The 22,679-nt window shown below is 35.2% G+C and carries 19 protein-coding genes and 1 pseudogene; 13 read left to right on the top strand and 7 right to left on the bottom strand.

What is annotated here, in order from left to right; genetic code table 11:
• Positions 1 to 40: 40 nt before the first annotated feature.
• On the bottom strand, positions 41 to 775 hold the full coding sequence (locus LNQ81_RS00100) for a helix-turn-helix transcriptional regulator (RefSeq protein WP_229944157.1): 735 nt from the start codon (positions 773 to 775) through the stop codon (positions 41 to 43).
• Positions 776 to 1,153: 378 nt separating this feature from the next.
• Between LNQ81_RS00100 and LNQ81_RS00095 the strand changes: the two genes are divergently transcribed.
• Positions 1,154 to 1,696: a hypothetical protein gene (locus LNQ81_RS00095; protein WP_229944156.1), complete on the top strand. Its 543-nt coding sequence runs from the start codon at positions 1,154 to 1,156 to the stop codon at positions 1,694 to 1,696.
• 79 nt (positions 1,697 to 1,775) lie between these two features.
• On the opposite strand, the gene LNQ81_RS00090 is transcribed toward LNQ81_RS00095, so the two are convergent.
• Positions 1,776 to 1,973: a heavy-metal-associated domain-containing protein gene (locus LNQ81_RS00090; RefSeq protein WP_229944155.1), complete on the bottom strand. Its 198-nt coding sequence runs from the start codon at positions 1,971 to 1,973 to the stop codon at positions 1,776 to 1,778.
• 113 nt (positions 1,974 to 2,086) lie between these two features.
• On the opposite strand from LNQ81_RS00090, the gene LNQ81_RS00085 reads away from it, so the two are divergent.
• The 3 genes from LNQ81_RS00085 (at position 2,087) to LNQ81_RS00075 (ending at position 5,098) form a co-directional block, all read left to right on the top strand.
• Positions 2,087 to 2,983, top strand: coding sequence for a LysR family transcriptional regulator (locus tag LNQ81_RS00085; protein ID WP_229944154.1), 897 nt, complete (start codon positions 2,087 to 2,089; stop codon positions 2,981 to 2,983).
• Positions 2,984 to 3,052: 69 nt separating this feature from the next.
• Positions 3,053 to 3,997 carry a YeiH family protein gene (locus LNQ81_RS00080; RefSeq protein WP_229944153.1) on the top strand — a complete coding sequence of 315 codons (945 nt, stop codon included), beginning with the start codon at positions 3,053 to 3,055 and terminating at the stop codon, positions 3,995 to 3,997.
• 177 nt (positions 3,998 to 4,174) lie between these two features.
• Positions 4,175 to 5,098 carry a YiiG family protein gene (locus LNQ81_RS00075; protein WP_229944152.1) on the top strand — a complete coding sequence of 308 codons (924 nt, stop codon included), beginning with the start codon at positions 4,175 to 4,177 and terminating at the stop codon, positions 5,096 to 5,098.
• A 46-nt stretch (positions 5,099 to 5,144) separates the two neighbouring features.
• Here LNQ81_RS00075 and LNQ81_RS00070 read toward each other — a convergent pair whose 3' ends face one another.
• Positions 5,145 to 6,773 carry an acyl-CoA carboxylase subunit beta gene (locus LNQ81_RS00070; RefSeq protein WP_229944151.1) on the bottom strand — a complete coding sequence of 543 codons (1,629 nt, stop codon included), beginning with the start codon at positions 6,771 to 6,773 and terminating at the stop codon, positions 5,145 to 5,147.
• Positions 6,774 to 7,493: 720 nt separating this feature from the next.
• On the opposite strand from LNQ81_RS00070, the pseudogene LNQ81_RS18230 reads away from it, so the two are divergent.
• The 7 genes and pseudogenes from LNQ81_RS18230 to LNQ81_RS00035 all read left to right on the top strand — a co-directional run.
• Positions 7,494 to 8,156: pseudogene (locus tag LNQ81_RS18230) on the top strand (DUF6266 family protein); the annotation flags it as partial.
• Between the two features lie 691 nt (positions 8,157 to 8,847).
• Positions 8,848 to 9,492 carry a DUF47 domain-containing protein gene (locus tag LNQ81_RS00060; protein WP_229944150.1) on the top strand — a complete coding sequence of 215 codons (645 nt, stop codon included), beginning with the start codon at positions 8,848 to 8,850 and terminating at the stop codon, positions 9,490 to 9,492.
• 17 nt (positions 9,493 to 9,509) lie between these two features.
• Positions 9,510 to 10,607 (top strand): inorganic phosphate transporter, encoded by a 1,098-nt coding sequence (locus LNQ81_RS00055; protein ID WP_229944149.1) that lies wholly within the window; start codon positions 9,510 to 9,512, stop codon positions 10,605 to 10,607.
• A 273-nt stretch (positions 10,608 to 10,880) separates the two neighbouring features.
• Positions 10,881 to 11,276 carry a hypothetical protein gene (locus LNQ81_RS00050; RefSeq protein ID WP_229944148.1) on the top strand — a complete coding sequence of 132 codons (396 nt, stop codon included), beginning with the start codon at positions 10,881 to 10,883 and terminating at the stop codon, positions 11,274 to 11,276.
• Between the two features lie 195 nt (positions 11,277 to 11,471).
• The gene (locus LNQ81_RS00045; RefSeq protein WP_229944147.1) at positions 11,472 to 12,554 is read left to right on the top strand and encodes an efflux RND transporter periplasmic adaptor subunit; all 1,083 of its coding nucleotides are present in this window, start codon (positions 11,472 to 11,474) and stop codon (positions 12,552 to 12,554) included.
• A gap of 25 nt (positions 12,555 to 12,579) precedes the next feature.
• Positions 12,580 to 15,744, top strand: a complete 3,165-nt coding sequence (locus tag LNQ81_RS00040; RefSeq protein WP_229944146.1) for an efflux RND transporter permease subunit — start codon at positions 12,580 to 12,582, stop codon at positions 15,742 to 15,744.
• Positions 15,737 to 17,173: a TolC family protein gene (locus tag LNQ81_RS00035; RefSeq protein ID WP_229944145.1), complete on the top strand. Its 1,437-nt coding sequence runs from the start codon at positions 15,737 to 15,739 to the stop codon at positions 17,171 to 17,173. The genes LNQ81_RS00040 and LNQ81_RS00035 overlap by 8 nt, the downstream gene beginning before the upstream one ends.
• A 128-nt stretch (positions 17,174 to 17,301) precedes the next feature.
• Here the strand turns inward: LNQ81_RS00035 and prfB are convergent.
• A protein-coding gene (gene prfB / locus LNQ81_RS00030; protein ID WP_229944144.1) for a peptide chain release factor 2 occupies positions 17,302 to 18,400 on the bottom strand; the annotation gives its coding sequence in 2 pieces (ribosomal slippage) (positions 17,302 to 18,336 and positions 18,338 to 18,400; 1,098 coding nt in all).
• A 48-nt stretch (positions 18,401 to 18,448) separates the two neighbouring features.
• Between prfB and LNQ81_RS00025 the strand changes: the two genes are divergently transcribed.
• Together LNQ81_RS00025 and LNQ81_RS00020 are read left to right on the top strand one after the other, a co-directional pair.
• Complete coding sequence (locus tag LNQ81_RS00025) at positions 18,449 to 19,474, top strand: threonine aldolase family protein (RefSeq protein ID WP_229944143.1); 1,026 nt, start codon at positions 18,449 to 18,451, stop codon at positions 19,472 to 19,474.
• 92 nt (positions 19,475 to 19,566) lie between these two features.
• On the top strand, positions 19,567 to 19,893 hold the full coding sequence (locus LNQ81_RS00020) for a DUF6787 family protein (protein WP_121967154.1): 327 nt from the start codon (positions 19,567 to 19,569) through the stop codon (positions 19,891 to 19,893).
• 67 nt (positions 19,894 to 19,960) lie between these two features.
• Here LNQ81_RS00020 and LNQ81_RS00015 read toward each other — a convergent pair whose 3' ends face one another.
• From LNQ81_RS00015 to dnaA, 3 genes are all read right to left on the bottom strand, one after another.
• A complete protein-coding gene (locus LNQ81_RS00015) occupies positions 19,961 to 20,686 on the bottom strand; it encodes an SAM-dependent methyltransferase (RefSeq protein ID WP_229944142.1) in 726 nt (241 codons plus the stop codon).
• Positions 20,687 to 20,784: 98 nt separating this feature from the next.
• The gene (locus LNQ81_RS00010; protein ID WP_229944141.1) at positions 20,785 to 21,240 is read right to left on the bottom strand and encodes a low molecular weight protein-tyrosine-phosphatase; all 456 of its coding nucleotides are present in this window, start codon (positions 21,238 to 21,240) and stop codon (positions 20,785 to 20,787) included.
• Entirely contained in the window at positions 21,240 to 22,679 is a 1,440-nt protein-coding gene (gene dnaA, locus LNQ81_RS00005) for a chromosomal replication initiator protein DnaA (protein ID WP_229944140.1), read from the bottom strand. The genes LNQ81_RS00010 and dnaA overlap by 1 nt, the downstream gene beginning before the upstream one ends.

Below are 22,679 nucleotides of genomic sequence, written 5' to 3'. Positions count from 1 at the left end.
GTATTCTATTTATTGATTATACTACAAATTTACTCTTAGCCTATGACATAGGTATGTCAGGGGTGTGGTCTTGTGGATAATATTTTTCTCTACATGCTTTTAGATATTGCTCCATCGTGATTTGATGAGGTTCGAATACTTCTAGGGTATCGTGTAGACTCTGAATGCAGTCTAATCTAAACGCTCTAAAGTCATTTCTCAATCTACAGTTTGCTATTAGTATCCAATTATCTTGTGTAGTATATAAGGCAAATGGCTCTATCTCACGTTTACTCTCTTGGTTTTCTAAAGATAAGTAACCAAGTGAAAGCACCTGATGATTAACTATTGCTGATTGTATTTGCATTAAGTAATTACTGGTTTGTGTTTTATCAGGATTATCCCTTACTATGATCCTTTGGGATAAGAAGTCAGCTTGATCTTTTTGCGTATAGCGCAGTACTGCTTTAAGTTTAAGGATAGCATTCTGATATTGCATGATTAACGAAGCGTCTTTATTCTTTAAGATCAATTGCTCTGCTGTGATTAGCGCATTAGCTTCATCTTGAGAAAACATTACAGGTGGTAACGCATAGCCTTCTATTAACGAGTATCCCTTTCCCTCTTCAGTAAATACAGGAATTCCCGACTGCTCTAAGGTTCTTATATCTCGGTAAACAGTACGTATACTTACATTGTGCTTCTTTGCTATTTCGGTAGCAGTTACGATACGCTTAGATTGTAACTGTGTGAGAATAGCAGTAAGTCTGTTTAAACGCGGTTTACTTTCTGACATAGATTAAAGGTGTTTTTTTTACAAAGATAATAGATGTTTTAATAGTTAAATAATGTGAGATATATTGAGGAAGTTTAATTCATCATACAGATAGAATACGTTTTTAGAAGGTCATTTATATTGTCGAATTCGATGGGTTTACAACCAAAAAAGATTAAGCAGTTTGTTACTTTTAATATTATAATGGGGTAATTGATATAATCAATAAAAATTGTTAAGTATATAAAGCAAGATTGATTAAAATTGTTAAGGTTAAGAGTAATACCAGGTTATGAGTTTTGTTTTTTTATTTGGAGTATTTGTTGATATCATTGTTGTTTAATATGTTTTTTATATTTTTATTAAAAATTTATATTATTATTAATTGAATCAAAGATTATGAGGAGTTGTGTTTTAGTTATGATTGTTTTACTTTCTTTTTCGTCTATGGCACAGAAGAAAGATGAGTATAAAAGTAAGTTTTTTGCACAGACTACTTTTATGAGTGTAGAAGCAGGTAGAGATTTCTTGGTAGGAGATAACTTTTTTGTGCAGACAGGTATAGGTCTTGGGGCTGGATATGATGTTGGGAATAATAGTATGTCGATGGCTTTGAATTTTTCTAAACCAATTCCTTATTTAAAAGCGAGTGCTGATTGGTACTATAATAAGAATAATAGAATAGATAAGAATCGTACGCTAGCGAATAACTCTGGTAATTATCTAGGTATACAAACAAAGTACAGTTTTGGTGATAATGATGAGTATAATAGTTATCTAAATAAAGTCTTGGTAAGTGAAGCACATTGGGGAATCAAACGTTCTTTTGGTGGAGTGATGTATTATAAAGTACAGTTAGGAGTAGCTCATTATAAGGATTATGATACCACATATACTGAAGTATATCCTTCAATAGGATTGTTTATAGGAGCAACTTTTTAGCGAATAGTTTGAGCAGGTAGAAATATTCTTGTAATAAATAAGGCATATATAGATTGTTCTGTATATGCCTTGTTTGTTTTTATAGTATCTCGTACTTTCCAGCAGAAGTTAATATCTGTTGTATTTCTTCTTTTGCCACCTCAGGTGATTTAATCTCGATGCTATGTGTGTCTAACGTTACTGTAGCCTCTATATGCGGGTGTTTCTTTAGTTCTTCTTGGATTTTACCTACGCAGCTGCTGCATCCCATTCCTTTTATCTGATATACTGTTGCCATAATTATAAATGTTAGTTTATTTTTGTAGTACAAATGTATGCTAGTCGATAAAAAGAGTTGTTATACGATTTGTGGTAATTGTTATATAATTAAAACTTTAAGGATAGTAGAGTATGTTTGACTTTCGATTAAAAGTATTTTACACAGTAGCAAAGAGGGGAAGCTTTACGAAGGCGGCTAAGGAATTACTGATTTCTCAGCCTGCTGTGACTAAACATATTCAAGAGATAGAGTCATCTTATCAGACGAAGCTATTTGTCAGAGATGGTATGAAAATATACCTTACTGAGGCAGGGGAACTCTTGTATATTTATGCAGAGGAAATCTTCTCTATTTACCGCAATCTTGAGTTTGATATACATGCGCTAAATGCTAAGATGGATGGAAGTCTAAGAGTAGGAGCGAGTACCACAATCTCACAGTATGTATTACCGCCCTTATTAGCGGAGTTTAAGAAGAAGGTCAATGATCTGCACTTAGATGTAGTCTCTGATAATACTACAGTTGTCGAAAATCTATTGCTTACTAAAAGCATTGACGTAGGTCTTGTAGAAGGGTATTCTAAAAATCCTCAAATAAAGTATATCGATTTTATTAAAGATGAGATTGTACTTGTCTGTGGTAGTAATAATGAGCTTGCGAAGAAAGGGAGTATCAAGCCTCAGGAGCTTAGGAATTTGTCTTTTTTATTAAGAGAAACAGGGTCAGGTACTTTAGATGTAGTAGATAGTAGCCTTAAAGAAATAGGTATAACTATAAGTGATTTAGAGAACGAAATGAGTTTCTCTAGTACAGAGAGTATTAAGATGTATCTAATGCATTCACACAGTGTAGCTTTCTTATCGGTACACGCTATCTTAAAAGAGTTGAGGTATAATGAGCTTAGTATAATAGATATTGATGGTCTTGATATCAGTAGAATATTCTCACTAATTCAGCGCCAAGGACAAGAGAGTGCCTTGGTAGAACTATTCATTCGTTTTGTTCAGAATTATAACTTAAAGTTATAAGTTATAACTATTATGTATTTTCTTTTTTTCTGCTGATTAAAGACATTTGTGTCTGTAAATATTATACAAATGACAACAGAAAATAACACTCGTGACATTTTAGGTAAAGTATTGCTAATTGGGCTAGCTTTACTTAGTTTATTTCCATTTATATCCTCTGCAGTAGCTTTGGTTATTGGTATTATCTACGCACAGATATTTGAGAATCCTTATAGTAAGGAAACTAAAAAGGCAACAGGACTATTATTAAAAATAGCAGTGATTGGTCTTGGTTTTGGGATGAATGTATATAGTGCACTATCAGCAGGCAAAGACGGTTTTATCCTAACTGTATTCTCTATATTCTTGACTTTAGGATTAGGCTTTATTTTGGGTAAAGTATTAAAAATAGATAAAAAGATTTCTTATTTAGTATCTTCAGGTACAGCTATCTGTGGAGGAAGTGCTATAGCAGCAGTATCACCTGTGATCAAAGCAGATGAGAAGCAAATATCAGTAGCATTAGGAATCGTGTTTATCTTAAATTCAGTAGCTCTAATCATCTTCCCTCCAATAGGACATGCACTGGGATTAAGTCAAGTAGACTTCGGATTGTGGTCAGCGATTGCTATACACGATACAAGTTCGGTAGTAGGAGCAGCTGCCAAGTATGGTGACCAAGCTCTAGAAGTAGCTACTACTGTTAAGTTAGCTCGTGCATTATGGGTGATACCTGTAGCTTTCTTATCTATGGCTTTCTTTAAGACCAAAGGAAGTAAAGTGAAGCTACCTTACTTTATTGGGTTATTCGTTTTAGCGATGTTAGCAAACTCTTATATCCCAGCGGTACAGACTGTGGGACCATACATCGTAGAGGCTTCTAAAGCTGCATTAACACTAACATTATTCTTAATCGGTACCTCGTTATCATACCGCACAGTCAAATCTGTCGGATTCAAACCTTTATTAGAAGGAGTAGGACTGTGGATGTTTATCTCTGTGACTTCACTACTATACATTATGTATGTGAATTAATAGAATTAGTTTATTGAAAATATAGTCAAATATCACAAGATTAAAACCATAAGGCATAAGTGATTTATGCCTTTTTTTATGTTTATAAGCTAGATCTACTTGATTTAATAAATGTGTTTTATTTTTAATAATAATTAATATTTTATTAAATTTGGTTAAAATGTAAAATTATTATTTATGAAAAAGGTTATTATTCTATTAAGTGTTTGTTTTTTCTTAGCAGTAGGTTGTAAGGATAACAAAGAAGTAGGGGCTGAGAATGTTAGCAATATAGAACAGGCAAATCAAATTATTACATACACTAACAATGTAATAGACTACATGAATGAAGTGAATTCATATCTGACTAGAAGTGAAAGAGCAATGAAAGCAAGTATAGAAGCTGCTAAAAAGAAAAAAGCTCCTTCTTATCTTCCTAGTGGACCACTATTTTTTAATGCTGGGAATAAAATAAAAATAGAAGAATTAACTACACCACCAACTGTTTTGTCAGAAGAAGAGCAAATGTTTTTTAAAGAGAAAGTTGGTTATTTTAGAGAGCAGTTTAATGGTTTGACCAAAGCAATAAGTGATTTTAAAGCATATATGAAAAATGAGGATTATAAAGATGATTCATGGGCAAAAGCTAACGAGTATGCGGAAATTATAGAAAAAAATTATCAAAACTGTATTGATATCCGTGCTGAAATTTCTGAAAAACTGGATTTAGTGACAGATAGAGCAGAGGGGATAATACTGGAGGATTCCCCTATAAAAGAGGCTATTTTCACAGTGAAACATGATTTAAAGCTAGTAAATAAACTTACAGATGCTTTTTATGAGCAAGCAGAGGGCGAAAATAAAGTAGAAGAATTGGATAAATATTATACTGAATTAGAAGCTAATATATCTAAAAATAAAGAGCTTTATAAAGAGTTGCTAGAAAAAGAAGGCAAACTGTCTAGTTATCAGTCTTTTTATAGTTCAATAGAAGGAAATTTAGGAGATTATAGAAAACTACTGAGAAATGTAAAGGCAAACAAGAAAGTAAGTGATAGTGATATTTCAAATTTAAATAGTAAGTATAATACTTTAGTAGGGCGTTATAATAGTTTTATCTAATAAAATAACAAGCGGGAAGTTTATAAAACTTCCCGCTTGTTATTTATCACACCTGTATCACCCCTAAGTTAAATGGTTTCTCGATAGGAGCGTGGTTTGCTGCCTCTATTCCCATAGAGATCCACTTACGCGTATCTAGTGGATCAATGATAGCATCTGTCCATAGACGCGCTGCTGCATAATACGGAGATACTTGCGTATCGTATTTAGCTTTAATTTTATTGAATAATTCTTCTTCTTGTTCTTTTGTTAGTTCTTCTCCTTTAGCTTTTAGAGAAGAAGCTTCGATTTGAAGTAATACTTTTGCTGCCTGAGCACCTCCCATTACAGCAAGTTCTGCACTTGGCCAAGCGAAGATAAGTCTTGGGTCATATGCTTTACCACACATCGCGTAGTTACCAGCGCCGTATGAGTTACCCACTACTACCGTAAACTTAGGTACTACAGAGTTAGATACTGCATTTACCATCTTAGCTCCATCTTTAATAATACCACCATGTTCTGACTTAGATCCTACCATAAATCCTGTTACATCCTGTAAGAATACTAACGGTATTTTCTTTTGGTTACAGTTAGCGATAAAGCGAGTAGCCTTATCAGCAGAGTCTGAGTATATCACCCCTCCGAACTGCATTTCACCTTTCTTCGTTTTCACTACTTTACGGTGATTCGCCACGATACCTACTGCCCATCCATCAATACGCGCATACCCAGTGATGATCGTTTGTCCATATCCCTCTTTGTATTCTTCAAATTCAGAGTTATCCACTAGACGCTTGATGATTTCCATCATATCGTATTGTTCATTACGAGCCTTAGGTAGGATACCGTAGATGTCTTCTTGGTTTAGAGCAGGCTTTACAGCTTTGATACGACTGTACCCAGCCTTGTCAAAATTACCTATTTTATCAACAATATTTTTGATTTTATCTAAAGCATCTTTATCATCTTTGGCTTTATAGTCCGTTACACCTGATATCTCACAGTGTGTAGTAGCACCACCTAATGTTTCATTGTCAATACTCTCTCCGATAGCCGCTTTTACTAAATAACTACCAGCTAAGAAGATACTTCCTGTTTTATCTACGATTAGTGCTTCATCACTCATGATAGGTAGGTAAGCTCCTCCAGCTACACAACTTCCCATTACAGCGGCGATTTGTGTAATTCCCATACTGCTCATCACAGCATTATTTCTAAAGATACGTCCGAAGTGTTCTTTATCAGGGAATATTTCGTCTTGTAAGGGTAAGTAAACCCCTGCGCTATCTACCAGATAGATAATAGGTAGTCTGTTTTCGATAGCTATTTCTTGTGCTCTTAGATTCTTTTTTCCTGTGATAGGAAACCAAGCTCCAGCTTTCACAGTAGCATCATTAGCTACCACGATACACTGTTTTCCTTTGATATATCCTATCTTAACTACTACACCTCCAGAAGGACATCCACCGTGTTCTGTATACATGTCTTCTCCTGCGAATGCACCAATCTCTATACTATCTGCTTTAGCGTCTAATAGGTAGTCGATACGTTCTCTAGCAGTCATCTTTCCTTGTTCATGTAGTTTGGCAATGCGTTTTTCACCACCACCTTTTTTTACTATAACTAATTTTCTCTTAAGGTCTGAAAGAAGTAGCTTATTGTGGTCTTCGTTTTTATTGAAGTTTATATCCATAGTTTGTTGGGTTGATTCACAGTTGTTTTTAATCGTTTTCGCTAAAGTACAAAATATCCTTAGATTTTTTACTAGCGAAATTTGGCAGTCCCATAATTTTTAGAAAACTAACATATTCCTCAAAAGGAAGAACAATATATAATAAACAAGGACTATAACCTCCTATTAAACGATAGACATCTAAACGAAAAGCAAATTTTGTATTACCTCTAAAAACTGAGGGACATTTTTTTATTCTACCGCTTGGCTTCTAGCATTCTACAAGTTTCATATTACGTACATTTTTTTGAAATTTTTGTTTAGATAAAATATTGATGATGAGTTGTTTGTTTTGATTGTTGTAAGATTGATAGTTATCTATGAAGCTCTTTAGTCCTAATGCAATAGCGCAGTGGTTGTGAATTATAGGACATTTAAAGGAAAGTAGTAGGGCTGAGAGAATTTTGCCCGTGTATGTTCTTGTTGATTATCTTGATTTTACTTTTAAGCCAATGTCCAGGAGTATATGCTAGAGAATCAAAATTTGGCTGAAATTAGAGGTAGTTCACTGAATGAAGCTGTTTTTTAAAAGAAAAATTGAGTTGAAGTGACAGCTGATTGATATCAAACTAGAGTAGGAGTGGGATGAATAGCTAAAAAAGTTTTTCAATCTATATGTATTTGGTATTTATGTATTACAAAATCTAAAAACCAAAAACAAATCACAAAAAAACAGGAATTATGACAGAAATTAAACAAGGAATATTAGGAGCAACAAGAGGTAAGGTAGGTCCTGTGGTAGGGTATATATGGAGAGGGAAAAACTGGCTGCATTCTAAACCTAGCAAAGCAAGAAAAAATGCTACAGCGAAGCAGCTGCTTCAGTGGGATGAGTTTAGATTTAGTTATGCAAGTAAGTTTAGAGACTTTGTCAATGCACATTGCCCTGCGGTTAAAATGGGTGATAAATGGATGATTGGCAAAGAGCAAATGATTTCAAGGATGATGAAACAGGGCATTATAATGATCAATGGGGTACAACATATTGCCATTGAGAAAACGATATTATCTATCGGTAACCTTGCACCAGCTGTGATTATAAAAATCAATATTCTGAAAACAGGTAAGATTAAAGTATAGTGGGATAACAGTTTGGTCAATGCATTAACATTAGATACAGATTCACTGACAATGATGCTGTATAACGAAGCATTAGACAAGTTTATCGCGATAGCGAATGTAGGGGATCTCATAGATAAGTACGCACATTTTAGTGTCCCAACAGAATGGAAAAGTGGGAAAGTGTACTTCTGGAGCATGTGGAAGTCTGCCGATGGTGGTATGCATAGTACTAGCTGTTTTCAGGGGATGATAGAGCTTATTGGGAAGCAAAAAACTGGGAATAGGAAAGGGAAAGCTGGGAACAAAAAATAGATAGCAGGTAATACAAAATAAGCAATAACAATAGTATTACCTCTTGAATAAGTACAAAGAATAGCATTAAAACAGTGTCTAGAAAAGATAGCTTCTACTGCCAATGTAGAAACAATTACCTCGTCTACCAGTTGTGTTATTAAAGTAAAAGAATTGAAAAAGTGGACTCCACTAGACTATATACGTTGAGTAAAAAAACGAATTTTAAAAGAGAAGGCTGAAGTAGATAATAGTACTGAGATCAGCAAGGAACAGAGTTCTTCTAAACCTAGTGGAATAATTAAAGGAGCACATTCTATTTTAGAAACTAAGGATGTTAGAGAAGAGCAGAAAGAGTAATCTACTATTTTGTTGTGGATAGTGAGGTGTTAGAAAATGAATATTATGAAAAAGAATAATCTTTGTGGATGCAAAGTGATGTTCTAATGCATGCTTTGTAGAGTAAAAGATAGTACATTGTAAGATTATTAGCACATAACCTCAAAATTATTGACTTAACATTAATTTAATGTAGTAAAATACTTTTATCTTTGTATGACAATTAGTTACGGTTTTATAAGGGAAATTGATTTATTAACACAGGGGTAAAAATTAACGTTAAGGAAACATTGGGATAACTTAAATGGTTTACTTTTGCGCCTGATTATTATCATTTATTAAAATGTCATTAAACAATATTTTTCAGTTTTTAGTGCCAAAGGATAAGACTTTCTATCCATTATTTGAAAAGGCAGCAGGTAAGATTAAGAAACTATCAGAAACTTTAAATGAAGCAGTAAATGCTCCAGCTAAAGAAAGAGATCAGTTATTAAAAGATGTAGAAGTATTAAAACAAGAAATTGAAGCTATCGCTCAAACTACACGTGTAGAACTTGGAAAAAACTTCATTACTCCTTTTGATCGTGAGGATATTCACAACTTGATTACAGCAGTGGATGATATTGCAGATCACTTATCTGATGCAGCATCTCGTATGAGATTATATCAAATAGACAAAGTCACTAAACCTTTGCGTAAGTTAACAGAAGCAAATCTTGAAGCTTGCAGCGAAGTTGCTAAAGGGCTTTTAATCTTAAAAGACAATAAGAACTTCGAAGCTTTGGCAGAAATAAGTAAAAATATCTCTCGTCTAGAACGTAAAGCAGATAAAGTATTTGATAAAGCAGTAGCTGATATTTTTGAAAATGAAACTAACGCTATTGAAATTATTAAATATAAAGAGGTAATGATGGCTCTAGAAACAGCAACAGATAGTTGTAAAGACGTTGCTAACGTATTAGAGACAATTACAGTAAAATACGCTTAATTAAAGGAACATTATTTATGGATTTTTTCTTAGGAATGTTTACTAATCAAGCTGGTATCATGCTGATGATTATTATCGTCTTAGCATTAGGGTTTGATTATATTAATGGTTTTCACGATGCTGCTAACTCTATAGCAACTATTGTGACAACTAAGGTGTTGACACCATTCCAAGCAGTATTGTGGGCTGCAGCATTTAATTTCGTTGCTTACTTCATCTCCTTATATATCATAGGTGAGTTTAAGATTGGTAATACAATAGCAAAGTCAGTAAATGAGAATTTTATTACGTTAGAAGTGATCTTTGCTGGTTTAGTTGCAGCTATTATATGGAACTTGATTACGTGGAAGTTGGGTATTCCTTCTTCTTCTTCGCATACACTTATTGGTGGATTTATCGGTGCAGCAGTGGCTCACGCTGGAGGTTTTTCTGCAGGTGGAGAAGCTGTTATCGTTTATGCGAAAGTTATTCCTATTTTCTTATTCATATTCGGGGCACCATTCTTAGGGATGATCCTGGCTTACTTTATAACAGTAGGTATTATGTGGATTTGTAGAAATGGTAATTCACATAAATGTGATACTTGGTTTAAACGTCTTCAATTAGTGTCATCTGCACTATTCTCATTAGGACACGGGGGTAATGATGCTCAGAAGGTCATGGGGATTATCGGTGCTGCAGTTATATTCTATCACTTAAATGTAGATATAGATCCTGATTATATTAAAGGGAGTGCTGATAATTTTAGTGTATTCGTATCACATTGGTGGTGGGTACCGTTAGCATCATTCTTATTTATTGGTCTAGGTACTCTTTCTGGAGGATGGAAAATCGTGAAGACGATGGGATCTAAGATTACGAAAGTAACACCATTAGAAGGTGTAGCTGCTGAGACTGCAGGTGCTGTAGCATTATACGTTACGGAGCATTTAGGTATTCCAGTATCTACTACGCATACAATCACAGGGTCTATCATAGGGGTAGGAGTTACAAAACGTATCTCTGCTGTTAGATGGGGTGTGACGATTAATTTATTGTGGGCATGGATATTAACGATACCAGTATCTGCTATTATAGCTATGGTTACATACTATATTATTCATGCGATTGTATAGGGTTATTATTTAAGATTAATATATAAAAGTGGTACAGCGATGTACCACTTTTTTTTGGTCTTAATTAAAAAGGCGTGTTTTATTATAATGCATTATATTTATTAAAACAGAGAGTATAATGATTATTGTTTGATGTTCTGTTTCGGATTTAGTGATTTTTAGAGGCTTTTTTTAGTTAAAACTCGTTTAGAAGAAAAAGTTATAAGTAAGCTGTGTTAAATAGTGTTAAGGCGAATTGTGAGTTCAAATCTAATACTAAATTTGATGCTAGTTATGAGACATATTCTATCACATATTATCGCCATATTTATCCTACTATCTGTAGTGGGGGTGAAGGTTATGGATACAACTCAAGCTAACTATTCTTCTCAATATTTAGGAGCTTCGCGCGGTGTAGATAACATTAGTTATACTATCAAAGGGGAAGTTCAAAAGAGAATTAAAGAGTATAGAATAGACAATTCTTTTTTAAGCATAGAGACAGATAACAGCGATGATGTACATACTTTAGACCAATTGGTTTTAGTAGCGACATTAGTAAAGGTATTTGTATGTGCTATTTTTATTCATTTCGTTTTATTTGCTTATAGAAGACGCCGTTCTTTCTATGAAGCTTTGATACAATTATTTGATCATAAATACATTGTATATCGTACACTGAGAATTTGATCTAAGATTCTCATATCCACTTATAAGCTATATCGTTTCTTATAGATTATTGGCTTATATAGTATTGTGTTTGCTTCAAGAGCACTTATTATCCCCATGTCTGTATTGGTATATATTACATCATTAAGTGATGTTAATACTGCTATTCCATATTTGGGACTTATCGAAATCAATTTAATTAGCAAAGTTTATTGTATGAAAAGAGTAGCATTTATTGTTTCTCTAAGTACTGTATGGGCAATGGTTAGCTGTAACTCGCACAAACAGGAAAAAGAAGAAGTTAAGGATTATCCTATTACTAATCCTATAACAATGGATACCATAGTGACTAAAGATTATGTATCACAAGTTAAGTCAATTAAAAATATTGAAATCCGCACACAAGAAAAAGGATATCTAGATGCCATCTTAGTAGATGAGGGACAGTATGTCAATCAAGGGCAAGTAATGTTTCGCATCAATGCACAGTTGCACAGAGCTGAATTAGAAAAAGCGAAAGCAGAGGTAGCAGAGGCACAGATAGAACTTCAGAATGTAGAGACTCTGTCTTCTAATAATGTGGTGTCTAAAAGTGAGAAAGCTGTAGCTCAAGCTAAGCTACAAAAGGCAAAGGCCGAGATGCAATCTGCTCAAATACACCTTTCTTATACAGAGATTAAAGCGCCATTCTCAGGGTATATTAATTATCTACCTAAGCGATTAGGAAGCTTATTAGAAGAGGGAGAATTATTAACTAGCCTATCTGATAACTCTAATATGTATGCGTACTATAATGTATCAGAGATAGAATATCTTAATTATAAAGAGGAAGCTAAGAATCACGATGCTGTAGAGGTAGGCTTGGTCTTAGCTAACGGAAAGCTATTACCAAATAAAGGGATAGTAGAAACAATAGGAGGTGAGTTTGATAATGAGACAGGTAATATTGCCTTTAGAGCCAAGTTTCCTAATCCTGATAAGTTACTTCGAAATGGAGAAACAGGTAAAGTGAGAATGACAGTGCCTTTAGTACAGGCGATGATCATTCCTCAGAAAGCAACTTACGAAATTCAAGATAAAAAATATGTGTTCGCAGTAGATTCTAAAGGAGTAATACACGCTAAGAATATCACTATATCAGGGGAGTTACCAGATTTGTATATAGTGGGGTCAGGACTTTCTTCTAAAGATAAAATACTATTAGAGGGAATTCAGAAAGTAAAAGAAGGAGATCAAGTGAAGGTTGTGTTTAAAGAACCTAAGCAAGTAATCTCTTCGTTACGCCTTAGCGCAGATTAATCAATTTAATAAGTAATTCAACATTATGTTTAAGACATTTATTCGCAGACCCGTTCTGTCGATTGTTATTTCATTGATTATAGTTTTCTTAGGAGTATTATCATTATTGAAACTACCTGTAACACAATTTCCTTCTATCTCTCCTCCGAAAGTAAATATTACTGCGGAATACCCAGGAGCGAATGGGGAGTTAATGATTAAATCTGTTATTATTCCGTTAGAAAGAGCCTTAAATGGTGTACCAGGGATGAAGTATATGACTTCGGATGCGGGTAATGATGGAGAGGCTTCTATACAGGTGATATTTGATTTAGGTACTGATCCTAACTTGGCGGCTGTGAATGTGCAGAACCGCGTATCTTCTGTAGTGAACAAACTTCCCCCTTTAGTAGTACGCGAGGGAGTTAAGATCACACGTGAGGAGTCTAATATGTTGATGTATGTGAATTTATACAGTGATGATCCACACGCTGATCAGAAGTTCTTATATAACTATGCTGATATTAATATCCTTTCAGAATTAAGAAGGGTACCTGGAGTAGGAGTAGCAAGTATATTAGGAAATAGAGAGTATGCGATGCGTATCTGGTTAAAACCAGACCGTATGACAGCATATAAGATATCTTCTGATGAGATAATGAAGGCATTAGAAGAGCAGAGTTTAGAGGCATCTCCTGGACGTGTAGGAGAGAGTTCTGGTAAGAGATCACAGGCTTTTGAATATGTATTAAAGTATTCTGGACGTTACAGTAATGAGAAAGAATATGGTGATATCATCCTTCGATCTAATGCTGCTGGTGAAATATTGAGATTAAAAGACGTAGCAGAGATAGAATTCGGAAGTACGATGTATGACATCTACTCTAATCTTAATGGTAAACCATCTGCGGCTATCGTGGTTAAGCAATCTTTCGGTAGTAACGCTAGTGATGTAATTAAAGATGTCAAAAGCTTAATGACCAAATTAGATAGTGACTTTCCTAAGGGAATGCATTATGAGGTGAGTTATGACGTGTCTAAATTCTTAGATGCATCAATAGAAAAAGTAATACACACATTAGTAGAGGCTTTTATATTAGTAGGGATAGTGGTGTTTATGTTCTTAGGAGACTGGCGTTCTACGTTGATACCTACACTAGCGGTACCAGTTTCATTGATAGGAACATTTGCTTTGATGGGGGTATTGGGTATTACATTAAACCTTATCTCATTATTTGCTCTGGTTATGGCGATTGGGGTGGTCGTGGATGATGCCATTGTAGTGATAGAAGCCGTCCACGCCAAGATGGAGGAGAAGCATCTCTCCCCTTATAAGGCAACGCAAGAGGCAATGCACGAGATTAGTGGAGCGATTATCGCGATTACATGTGTAATGGCAGCGGTATTTATTCCTATTGCTTTTATGAGTGGGCCAGTGGGGATATTCTATCGTCAGTTTGCTATTACTATGGCAACAGCTATTGTGTTATCAGGGATTGTGGCATTGACATTGACACCTGCTTTATGTGCGTTGATATTAAAGAATAATCACAGTGTGTCTAGAAAGAAAACAGTTTTAAATAGATTCTTAGATGGATTTAATAGATTGTTTGTAATAGGAGCAAGTAGATATAATAACATCCTTCTTAAGATAGTAAATAAGCGAACATTGACATTCGGGATGTTAGCAGCCTTCTGTGCAGGAGTGTACTTTTTGAATAATAGTCTACCGACAGGATTTATACCTAATGAGGATCAAGGGATGTTCTATGCGATTATACAGACACCTCCAGGATCTACATTAGAGCGTACAAATCAGGTAGCTGCTAAGTTGCAAAAGATAGCTGAGGGAATAGACGGTGTACAGTCTGTCTCTTCATTAGCGGGGTATGAAATCCTAACAGAGGGAACAAGTGCAAATACAGGTTCGTGTCTAATCAACTTAAAAAGTTGGGAAGAGCGTAGCAAGTCTGCACAGGAGATTATAGAAGAATTAGAAGAGAAGTCAAAAGAGTTGACAGGTGCGAATATTGAGTTCTTCCAGCCACCAGCAGTGCCAGGATATGGAGCGGCAGGAGGTTTTGAGTTGAGATTACTAGATAAATCGGGAAGTGTTGACTATGCGAAGATGGAGCAAGTGAGTAAAGACCTAGTCAAAGAGCTGAGTAAACGCCCTGAGATAGGATCTGTATTTACCTTCTACAGTGCTAGTTTTCCTCAGTATTTATTAAAGATAGACAATGATAAAGCAGAACAAAAAGGAGTGTCTATTGCTGCTGCGATGGAGAACTTGTCTACTTTAATAGGAAGTAACTACGAGACGAGTTTTATCAAGTTTGATAGACCTTATAAGGTAATGGTACAGGCGCTTCCAGAGTATAGAGCATTGCCACAAGACGTGCTGAAGATGTTTGTGAAGAATGATCAGGGAGAGATGGTGCCATACTCTGCTTTTCTAACTTTAGAGAAGGTATATGGGCTATCAGAGTATACCCGTCATAATATGTATAACTCAGCAGAGATAAGTGGTGCACCAGCTCCTGGATACAGTAGTGGGGCTGCTATTAAAGCGATTACAGAAGTAGCAAAAGAAACATTGCCAAGAGGATATGGTATAGATTGGGCAGGTATCTCTAAAGACGAGGTATCTAGAGGTAATGAAGCAGCTGTCATATTTGCAATCTGTTTAGGATTTGTGTACTTGATCCTTGCAGCGCAATATGAGAGTTTCATCTTACCTCTACCAGTTATATTATCACTTCCAGCGGGTATTTTCGGAGCGTATTTTTGTTTGAGTTCTTTAGGATTAGAGAATAATATTTATGCTCAGGTGGCGATGGTGATGTTGATCGGGCTACTTGGTAAGAATGCTGTGCTGATAGTCGAGTTCGCTATCTTCAGGCATAGAGAAGGGCACAGTGTATTTAAATCTGCTGTAGAGGGAGCTATTCTACGTTTTAGACCTATTCTGATGACTTCGTTTGCTTTTATCGCAGGGTTAATTCCTTTGGTAATAGCATCAGGACCTGGAGCTATAGGAAATAGAACGATTGGAACGGCTGCGGCGGGAGGTATGCTAATCGGTACTATTTTCGGATTGATTATCGTGCCAGGGTTATACTTTATTTTTGGAACAATAGCGGATAAGACTAAGCTGAGTCGCTATGAGAATGAAACACCATTATCAGAACACATTGAGATTGATGAATAAGCAAGATATAAATAGAATAGGTATTATAGCCATAATGGGAATAAGCTTGTGGAGTTGTAAGACTCCACGAGCTGCTATAGACTTTGACAGTAAAGCAAAGTTACCTACAGTTTATAGTGTGTCAAATGACACACTAAATAGTGGATTAACGCCTTGGCGTCAGTTTTTTACAGATAAAAACTTGACTTCTCTAATAGAAGAAGCATTGACTAATAATCAAGAGTTGCTAATCACTCTTCAAGAATTAGAAGTAGCAAAGAATGAAGTACTTTATAAAAAAGGGAAATTATCACCTAAGGTAGGAGCAGGTATAGGTACAGGAGTTGAGAAAGTAGGAAGATATACAAGCCAAGGAGCTGGTGATGCGAGTACTGATATAGAACCAGGAAGAAAGATGCCCGAGCCGTTAGGAGATTTCTCTGCGGGTATTACAGCGAGCTGGGAAATAGATATGTGGGGCAAACTTCACAATGCTAAGGAGGCTGCGGTAAAGAGATATTTAGGTACAGTAGAAGGGAAGAACTTTGTACTGTCTAACTTAATCGCTGAAATAGCGAGTTCGTACTATGAGTTACTAGCTTTAGATAATCAGTTAGACTTAACCTTGCAATATATCGAATTGCAGAAGCAGGCTCTTGACGTAGTGAAAATACAGAAACAAGCAGCAAGAGGAACAGAGTTGGGGGTGAAGAAGTTTGAGGCTGAACTGTTGAAAGCACAAGGATTAGAGTTTGCGATAAGACAAGAGATTACAGAAAAAGAGAACCGTATCAATGCTTTGCTAGGACGCTATCCGCAAGCAATAGTTAGGGATAAAGAGTACTTTATGGCATTAGTGCCAGCTACCGTAAAGACAGGTATCCCTGCTCAATTACTATCTAATAGACCTGATATTAAGCAAGCAGAGCTAGAGTTAGAGGCAGCTAAGTTAGATGTAAAGGTGGCTAGAGCTGAGTTTTATCCTTCGTTAGATATCTCTGCTAGTTTTGGATTAAATGCTTTTAAACCTTCGTATTTGACGAAGTTACCTGAGTCGATGATGTATTCATTAGTAGGTGAGTTGGCAGCACCTTTAATTAATAAAAGCGCTATAAAAGCAGAGTTTAATACTGCAAATGCTCATCAGGTACAGGCGCTATATGAGTATGATAAGAGAATAGTGAATGCTTATCTAGATGTGGCAAATCAGATGTCTAAAATACAGAATATGCAAAAAGTGTATGAGTATAAAGACAATGAATCTAAGACCTTGTCAGAGTCTGTGAACATCGCTAATCTGTTGTTTAAATCATCAAGAGCAGATTACTTAGAAGTACTGATGACGCAACGTGAAGCGATGGATGCTAAGCTCGAATTAGTAGAAACTAAGGCTAAACAGTTAAACGCTGTAGTAGACATCTATAAAAGCCTTGGAGGCGGATGGCAATAAGATAGAATAATGCTGATTTGATTTTGATAAAATCCTATACTGCTTAAGAGGTGATAAGGAACTCTTAGGTATATAGGTGAAAAAAGGAGCCATTGGCTCCTTTTTTTGTAATAATCTGTTTGAGTATATTATTCCTCTTCTCTCTGTCCCATCATCATTAGATATGCCTTTAAGAATTTGTCAATCTCTCCATCCATCACAGCATCTACATCAGTAGTTTCAAATTGTGTACGGACATCTTTAACTAATTTATAAGGATGCATCACATAGTTTCTGATTTGCGATCCCCATTCAATCTTCTTCTTATTAGCTTCGATTTCATCACGCATAGCTTGTTTCTTCTTCAACTCTATTTCGTATAATTGAGACTTTAAAAGTTGCATAGCTTTCGTTTTGTTATCTAATTGAGAACGAGTTTCTGAGTTCTCAATGATAATACCAGTAGGGTGGTGACGTAGACGTACAGCAGTCTCTACTTTATTTACGTTTTGTCCACCAGCACCACTAGAGCGCATAGTTTCCCACGAAATATCAGCAGGACTTACTTCTATCTGTATGGTATCATCCGCAAGCGGGTATACATAAACAGATACAAAGGAAGTATGTCGTTTTGCATTACTGTCAAATGGCGAGATACGGACAAGGCGGTGTACACCGTTTTCTCCTTTTAGATAACCAAAAGCAAATTCTCCATCGAACTCGAGTGTAACGGTTTTGACACCAGCTACCTCTCCGGCTTGATAGTTCAGTTCTTTTACATTTATCTTGTTTTTCTCCCCCCACATAATGTACATACGCATCAACATCGCTGCCCAGTCACAACTCTCAGTACCACCAGCACCAGCTGTAATCTGTAATACAGCACTCATGTTGTCTCCTTCATCAGATAGCATATTCTTAAACTCTAGTTCCTCGATGATTTGTAGAGTTTTTTCATATTGATCGACTACCTCTTCTTCTGTGTATTCTCCTTCTGCATAAAACTCTAAAAGAATCTTTAGTTCTTCTAAATTAGCCATAGCAGACTCATACCCTTCTACCCATTTCTTTTTGGATTTGAGGGCTTTAACGATAACTTCTGCTTCTTTTGGGTTGTTCCAAAAATCAGGAGCAAAGGTTTTTTCTTCCTCGTTAGTTATTTCGATAAGTTTCTTATCGACGTCAAAGATACCTCCTTAACGCACCAAGGCGATCAATAATATCCTTCTGTTGTTCTGTGGTTACCATAATTTTTAATACTTTTATAGCACAAAAATACTTATTCCTATTCAATTTATGGAAATTAATTTAATCAGTGATACAATCACTAAGCCTACACCTGAAATGTTGAATTATATGATGAAAGCAAGGGTAGGGGATGATGTTTATAAGCAAGATGGAAGCACGAATGAATTAGAAATTGCTGTAGCTGAGTTGTTTGGAATGGAGGCTGCCCTCTTTTTTCCATCGGGTACGATGGCAAATCAAGTGGCAATTAAGCTACATACCCAACCAGGAGATCATCTTATTTGCGATAAAAGCTCTCATATAAATATGTTTGAAGGGGGAGGAATAGCTGTGCATAGCGGCGTTAGTTGTGCATTAGTAGATGGAGATAGAGGAAGAATAACAGCTGAACAGGTCTTAGAAAACTATAATGATCCAACTAATTTTCACTTGCCAACAACTAAATTAGTGTGTTTAGAGAATACAACTAATCTAGGAGGTGGTGCGTGTTATGAGTTAAATGAGATTGACCGCATTCGCGAGGTATGTAATCAGAAGGGATTAAAACTACACTTAGATGGAGCGAGATTATGGAATGCTTTGGTAGCCAAATCACAGCATCCTAGTCAGTTTGGAGCTTTGTTTAATACAATATCAGTGTGTTTCTCTAAAGGTCTTGGTGCGCCAGTTGGTTCTGTGTTGTTAGGATCTAAAGAAGATATAAAAAAAGCTATACGCATTCGAAAACTTATGGGAGGAGGAATGCGTCAGACGGGGTATCTTGCAGCAGCAGCATTGTTTGCTCTTAAGAATAATGTAGGACGCTTACAACGTGATCATTTTAGAGCAAAGCAAATAGAGGCTGTTTTAAACAAGAAAATATGGATTAATGAGGTTTTACCTGTGCAAACTAATATCGTTGTTTTTAGACTACATGAAGTGGCTCAAAATAGAACGCTATTAGATAAGTTAAAGCAAAAGAATATTGCGATTAGTGAAATGGGAGGAGGCTGGCTTCGTATGGTGACACATTTAGATTATCGCGAAGTTATGCATGAGTATGTCATGGAAGCTTTAACTAGACTTGAGCTCTAATTTGATACTTTTGTAATCTGTTTATATTTAAGACTTTTTATGTTTTTAGATAGTATAAATTGCTTTACCTTTGTTTAGAATTAAATTAAATAATGGAAAAACTAAAACAGCGTTGGGGACTTACGTCAAACTTTCAAGTAGTGGTTATTTTGATTGTCTTTGCTATTACGGGATCGACAGCCGCATTTATAGCTAAACCTATTTTATCGTATTTAGGAATTGAAAGAGGTGTAATGAATCCAGTGTTATATTGGGTTTTATACATTGTATTGATTTTGCCAGTATATAAAGTTATTTTATTGTGCATTGGTACTTTATTTGGTCAACGTGAGTTCTTTTGGAACTTTGTAAAAAAGATGTTGAAGAATATGGGAATGGGATTTTTGTTCCCTAAAGAGAAAAAAGAAGAGAATAAATAAATTACGCATTGAAATAAATTATGTGAAAAAGGCTACCTATATATGTGGGTAGCCTTTTTTGTATAGTTTAGTTTTTATGAATGATAAAGATACACGGTCTTTTGTGTAAATCTTCTTTCGTATTCTTCCATTGAGAAGCTGGTTTGGTTTGTATAAACTCAGTTTCTAGGGTGATATCACATGCTACACAGATTAAGGTATTCGGATTTAATATCTGTACCATATCTTGTAGTAATTGGTTATTTCTATAAGGTGTTTCTATGAATAGTTGTGATTGGTTTTTGTCTTGAGAGAGTTTCTCTAAAGCTTTAAGTGTCGTTTTTTTGTCACTTTTATCTATTGGTAGATATCCGTTAAAAGCAAAACTTTGACCATTCATACCAGAAGCCATTAAGGACAGTAGGATAGATGAAGGACCGACTAAAGGTGTTACTTTGATATTTCTCTTATGCGCTAGATCTACGATAACAGCTCCAGGATCAGCTACTCCAGGACATCCTGCTTCACTCATTACTCCGACACTTTTGCCTTCTAGAAGAGGTTTTATATACTCTTTGTATTCACTTGTAGTAGTATGTTTATTAAGGGGGTATAGAGTTAAATCTGATTGTTTCTTTTCAGGGCAAATGCTTTTAATAAATTTTCTAGCAGTCTTTTCATTCTCTACAATAAAAATATCAAGCATTTCGATTGAACGTTTTACAGTTTGTGGTAAAACATCCATTGGATTAGTAGTTTCTCCTAAAGTAATAGGAATAAGGTAAAGTGTACCTGTAGGTATAGAATCTTTCATTTGTATTTTTCTCTCATATAAAGTACAAAGGTAAAGATAAAGTATAGGACAAAAAAGAAAAGGAAGAAAATGACTTTCTTCCTTTTACTTACATATATCTAAGATTTTAAATCTTTGGCTATTATATTACAAACTTCGTTTAACAAATGATAAACGTGTTCAAATCCATCTTCTCCACCGAAGTATGGGTCTGGTACTTCTGCATTCTGATTAGGTGTACTTTCATTTAAAATAAGTTTTACTTTATTTTTAGCCTCTTTATTTGGAGCAAGTTTTACCACATTATCATAATTAGATTTATCCATTACATAAATGCGGTCAAAAGTATTAAAGTCACTTATCTTAAATTGTCTAGCACGCTGAGTCGTTAAATCAATATTGTATTTTTTGGCAACAGCTATTGAGCGTTTGTCTGGTAAGCTACCTATGTGCCAATCACCTGTACCGGCGGAATCAACAAAAAAACTTTCAGTAGAAAGCTTAGATTGTAATATTCCCTCAGCTAAGGGCGAACGGCATATATTGCCTAAACAAACCATCAATACCTTTGTCATTACATACTGAATTTAATATTTATATCATCGTGGAATTTTTTGAATTCCTTATCAGTTTCTAATAGGTTGTCAATGGTCTTACAAGCGTGTAATACAGTTGCGTGATCACGATCTCCTATTTGTGAACCAATACTTGCTAAAGAAGATTTAGTATATTTCTTCGCAAAGAACATTGCTAATTGTCTCGCTTGTACGATGTTTCTCTTTCTAGTTTTAGAACGTAATGTTTCAGTATCCATTTGGAAGTAGTCAGAAACAATCTTTTGAATATAATCGATAGATATTTCTCTCTTTACACTCTTAACGAATTTCTCTACGACATGTCTAGCTAATTCGATAGTTACTTCACGTTTATTAAATGAAGATTGAGCGATTAATGATATGATAGCTCCTTCTAACTCTCTGATATTCGAGTTAACATTCTTAGCTACATATTCGATTATTTCTTTAGGCATTTCAACACCATCACGGAATAGAATTCCTTCTACTATTTTTACTCTTGTTTCAAAGTCAGGATGAGATATCTCAGCAGATAATCCCCATTTAAAACGAGATAAAAGACGTTGTTCGATATCTTGAATATCTACTGGTGCTTTATCAGAAGTAAGGATTACTTGTTTACCATTCTGGTGTAAGTGATTAAAGATATGGAAAAATACATCTTGTGTTCCTGACTTACCAGATAAGAATTGAATATCATCGACGATAAGTACATCTATTAACTGATAGAAGTAGATAAAGTCATTACGTGTATTCTTACGTACAGAATCGATATATTGTTGAGTAAAGACTTCAGCAGAAATATATAAAACAGTTTTCTCTGGATAAAGATCTTTTATTTCAACACCTATAGCGTGTGCTAAGTGAGTTTTTCCTAGTCCAACTCCTCCGAATATAAGAAGAGGGTTAAACGAAGTTCCACCTGGTTTATTTGCTACAGCCATACCAGCAGAACGTGCCAATCTATTAGAATCACCTTCTAAGAAATTATCAAATGAGTAATTTGAATTTAGTTGTGATTCGATTTTTACGTTTCTGATTCCAGGAATTACAAAAGGATTTTTTAACTCTGGATTCTTGTTTTGGATAGGTACATCTAATTCTTGAGGTTTAACAGGACCTCTTTGTGTACTTGGTAATTGTTCTGTATAAGGTTGTTTGCTTCCAGTGGTGTTTTCCATTTGGATCTTATACAATAACTTTGCTTCAGCTCCCAACTGTTTAGTTAGGGCTACTTTTAGGATTTTTACATAGTGTTCTTCCAACCACTCGTAAAAAAACTTACTAGGCACCTGAATATAAAGAGCACTCTCTGTAAGCTCAATAGCCTTAATAGGCATGAACCATGTCTTGAATGCTTGTTCTTGGATGTTATCCTTTATGAATTCAAGACAATTATTCCATACAGATTCTGCTGACTTAATTGTATTATCGTGCAT

Source organism: Myroides oncorhynchi (assembly GCF_020905415.1).
Classification (GTDB): Bacteria; Bacteroidota; Bacteroidia; order Flavobacteriales; family Flavobacteriaceae; genus Flavobacterium; species Flavobacterium oncorhynchi_A.
Note: the sequence above shows the minus strand (reverse complement) of the source record. Positions and strands in the feature narration are given on the sequence as shown.

Bases quoted from the DNA above. Each gene is read 5' to 3' on its own strand.
- dnaA (WP_229944140.1), bottom strand. From the start codon at position 22,679: ATGCACGATAATACAATTAAGTCAGCAGAATCTGTATGGAATAATTGT.
- LNQ81_RS00045 (WP_229944147.1), top strand. From the start codon at position 11,472: ATGAAAAGAGTAGCATTTATTGTTTCTCTAAGTACTGTATGGGCAATG.
- LNQ81_RS00060 (WP_229944150.1), top strand. From the start codon at position 8,848: ATGTCATTAAACAATATTTTTCAGTTTTTAGTGCCAAAGGATAAGACT.
- LNQ81_RS00095 (WP_229944156.1), top strand. From the start codon at position 1,154: ATGAGGAGTTGTGTTTTAGTTATGATTGTTTTACTTTCTTTTTCGTCT.
- LNQ81_RS00100 (WP_229944157.1), bottom strand. From the start codon at position 775: ATGTCAGAAAGTAAACCGCGTTTAAACAGACTTACTGCTATTCTCACA.
- LNQ81_RS00055 (WP_229944149.1), top strand. From the start codon at position 9,510: ATGGATTTTTTCTTAGGAATGTTTACTAATCAAGCTGGTATCATGCTG.
- LNQ81_RS00050 (WP_229944148.1), top strand. From the start codon at position 10,881: ATGAGACATATTCTATCACATATTATCGCCATATTTATCCTACTATCT.
- LNQ81_RS00090 (WP_229944155.1), bottom strand. From the start codon at position 1,973: ATGGCAACAGTATATCAGATAAAAGGAATGGGATGCAGCAGCTGCGTA.
- LNQ81_RS00075 (WP_229944152.1), top strand. From the start codon at position 4,175: ATGAAAAAGGTTATTATTCTATTAAGTGTTTGTTTTTTCTTAGCAGTA.
- LNQ81_RS00025 (WP_229944143.1), top strand. From the start codon at position 18,449: ATGGAAATTAATTTAATCAGTGATACAATCACTAAGCCTACACCTGAA.
- LNQ81_RS00010 (WP_229944141.1), bottom strand. From the start codon at position 21,240: ATGACAAAGGTATTGATGGTTTGTTTAGGCAATATATGCCGTTCGCCC.
- LNQ81_RS00070 (WP_229944151.1), bottom strand. From the start codon at position 6,773: ATGGATATAAACTTCAATAAAAACGAAGACCACAATAAGCTACTTCTT.
- LNQ81_RS00080 (WP_229944153.1), top strand. From the start codon at position 3,053: ATGACAACAGAAAATAACACTCGTGACATTTTAGGTAAAGTATTGCTA.
- LNQ81_RS00035 (WP_229944145.1), top strand. From the start codon at position 15,737: ATGAATAAGCAAGATATAAATAGAATAGGTATTATAGCCATAATGGGA.
- LNQ81_RS00015 (WP_229944142.1), bottom strand. From the start codon at position 20,686: ATGAAAGATTCTATACCTACAGGTACACTTTACCTTATTCCTATTACT.
- LNQ81_RS00020 (WP_121967154.1), top strand. From the start codon at position 19,567: ATGGAAAAACTAAAACAGCGTTGGGGACTTACGTCAAACTTTCAAGTA.
- LNQ81_RS00040 (WP_229944146.1), top strand. From the start codon at position 12,580: ATGTTTAAGACATTTATTCGCAGACCCGTTCTGTCGATTGTTATTTCA.
- LNQ81_RS00085 (WP_229944154.1), top strand. From the start codon at position 2,087: ATGTTTGACTTTCGATTAAAAGTATTTTACACAGTAGCAAAGAGGGGA.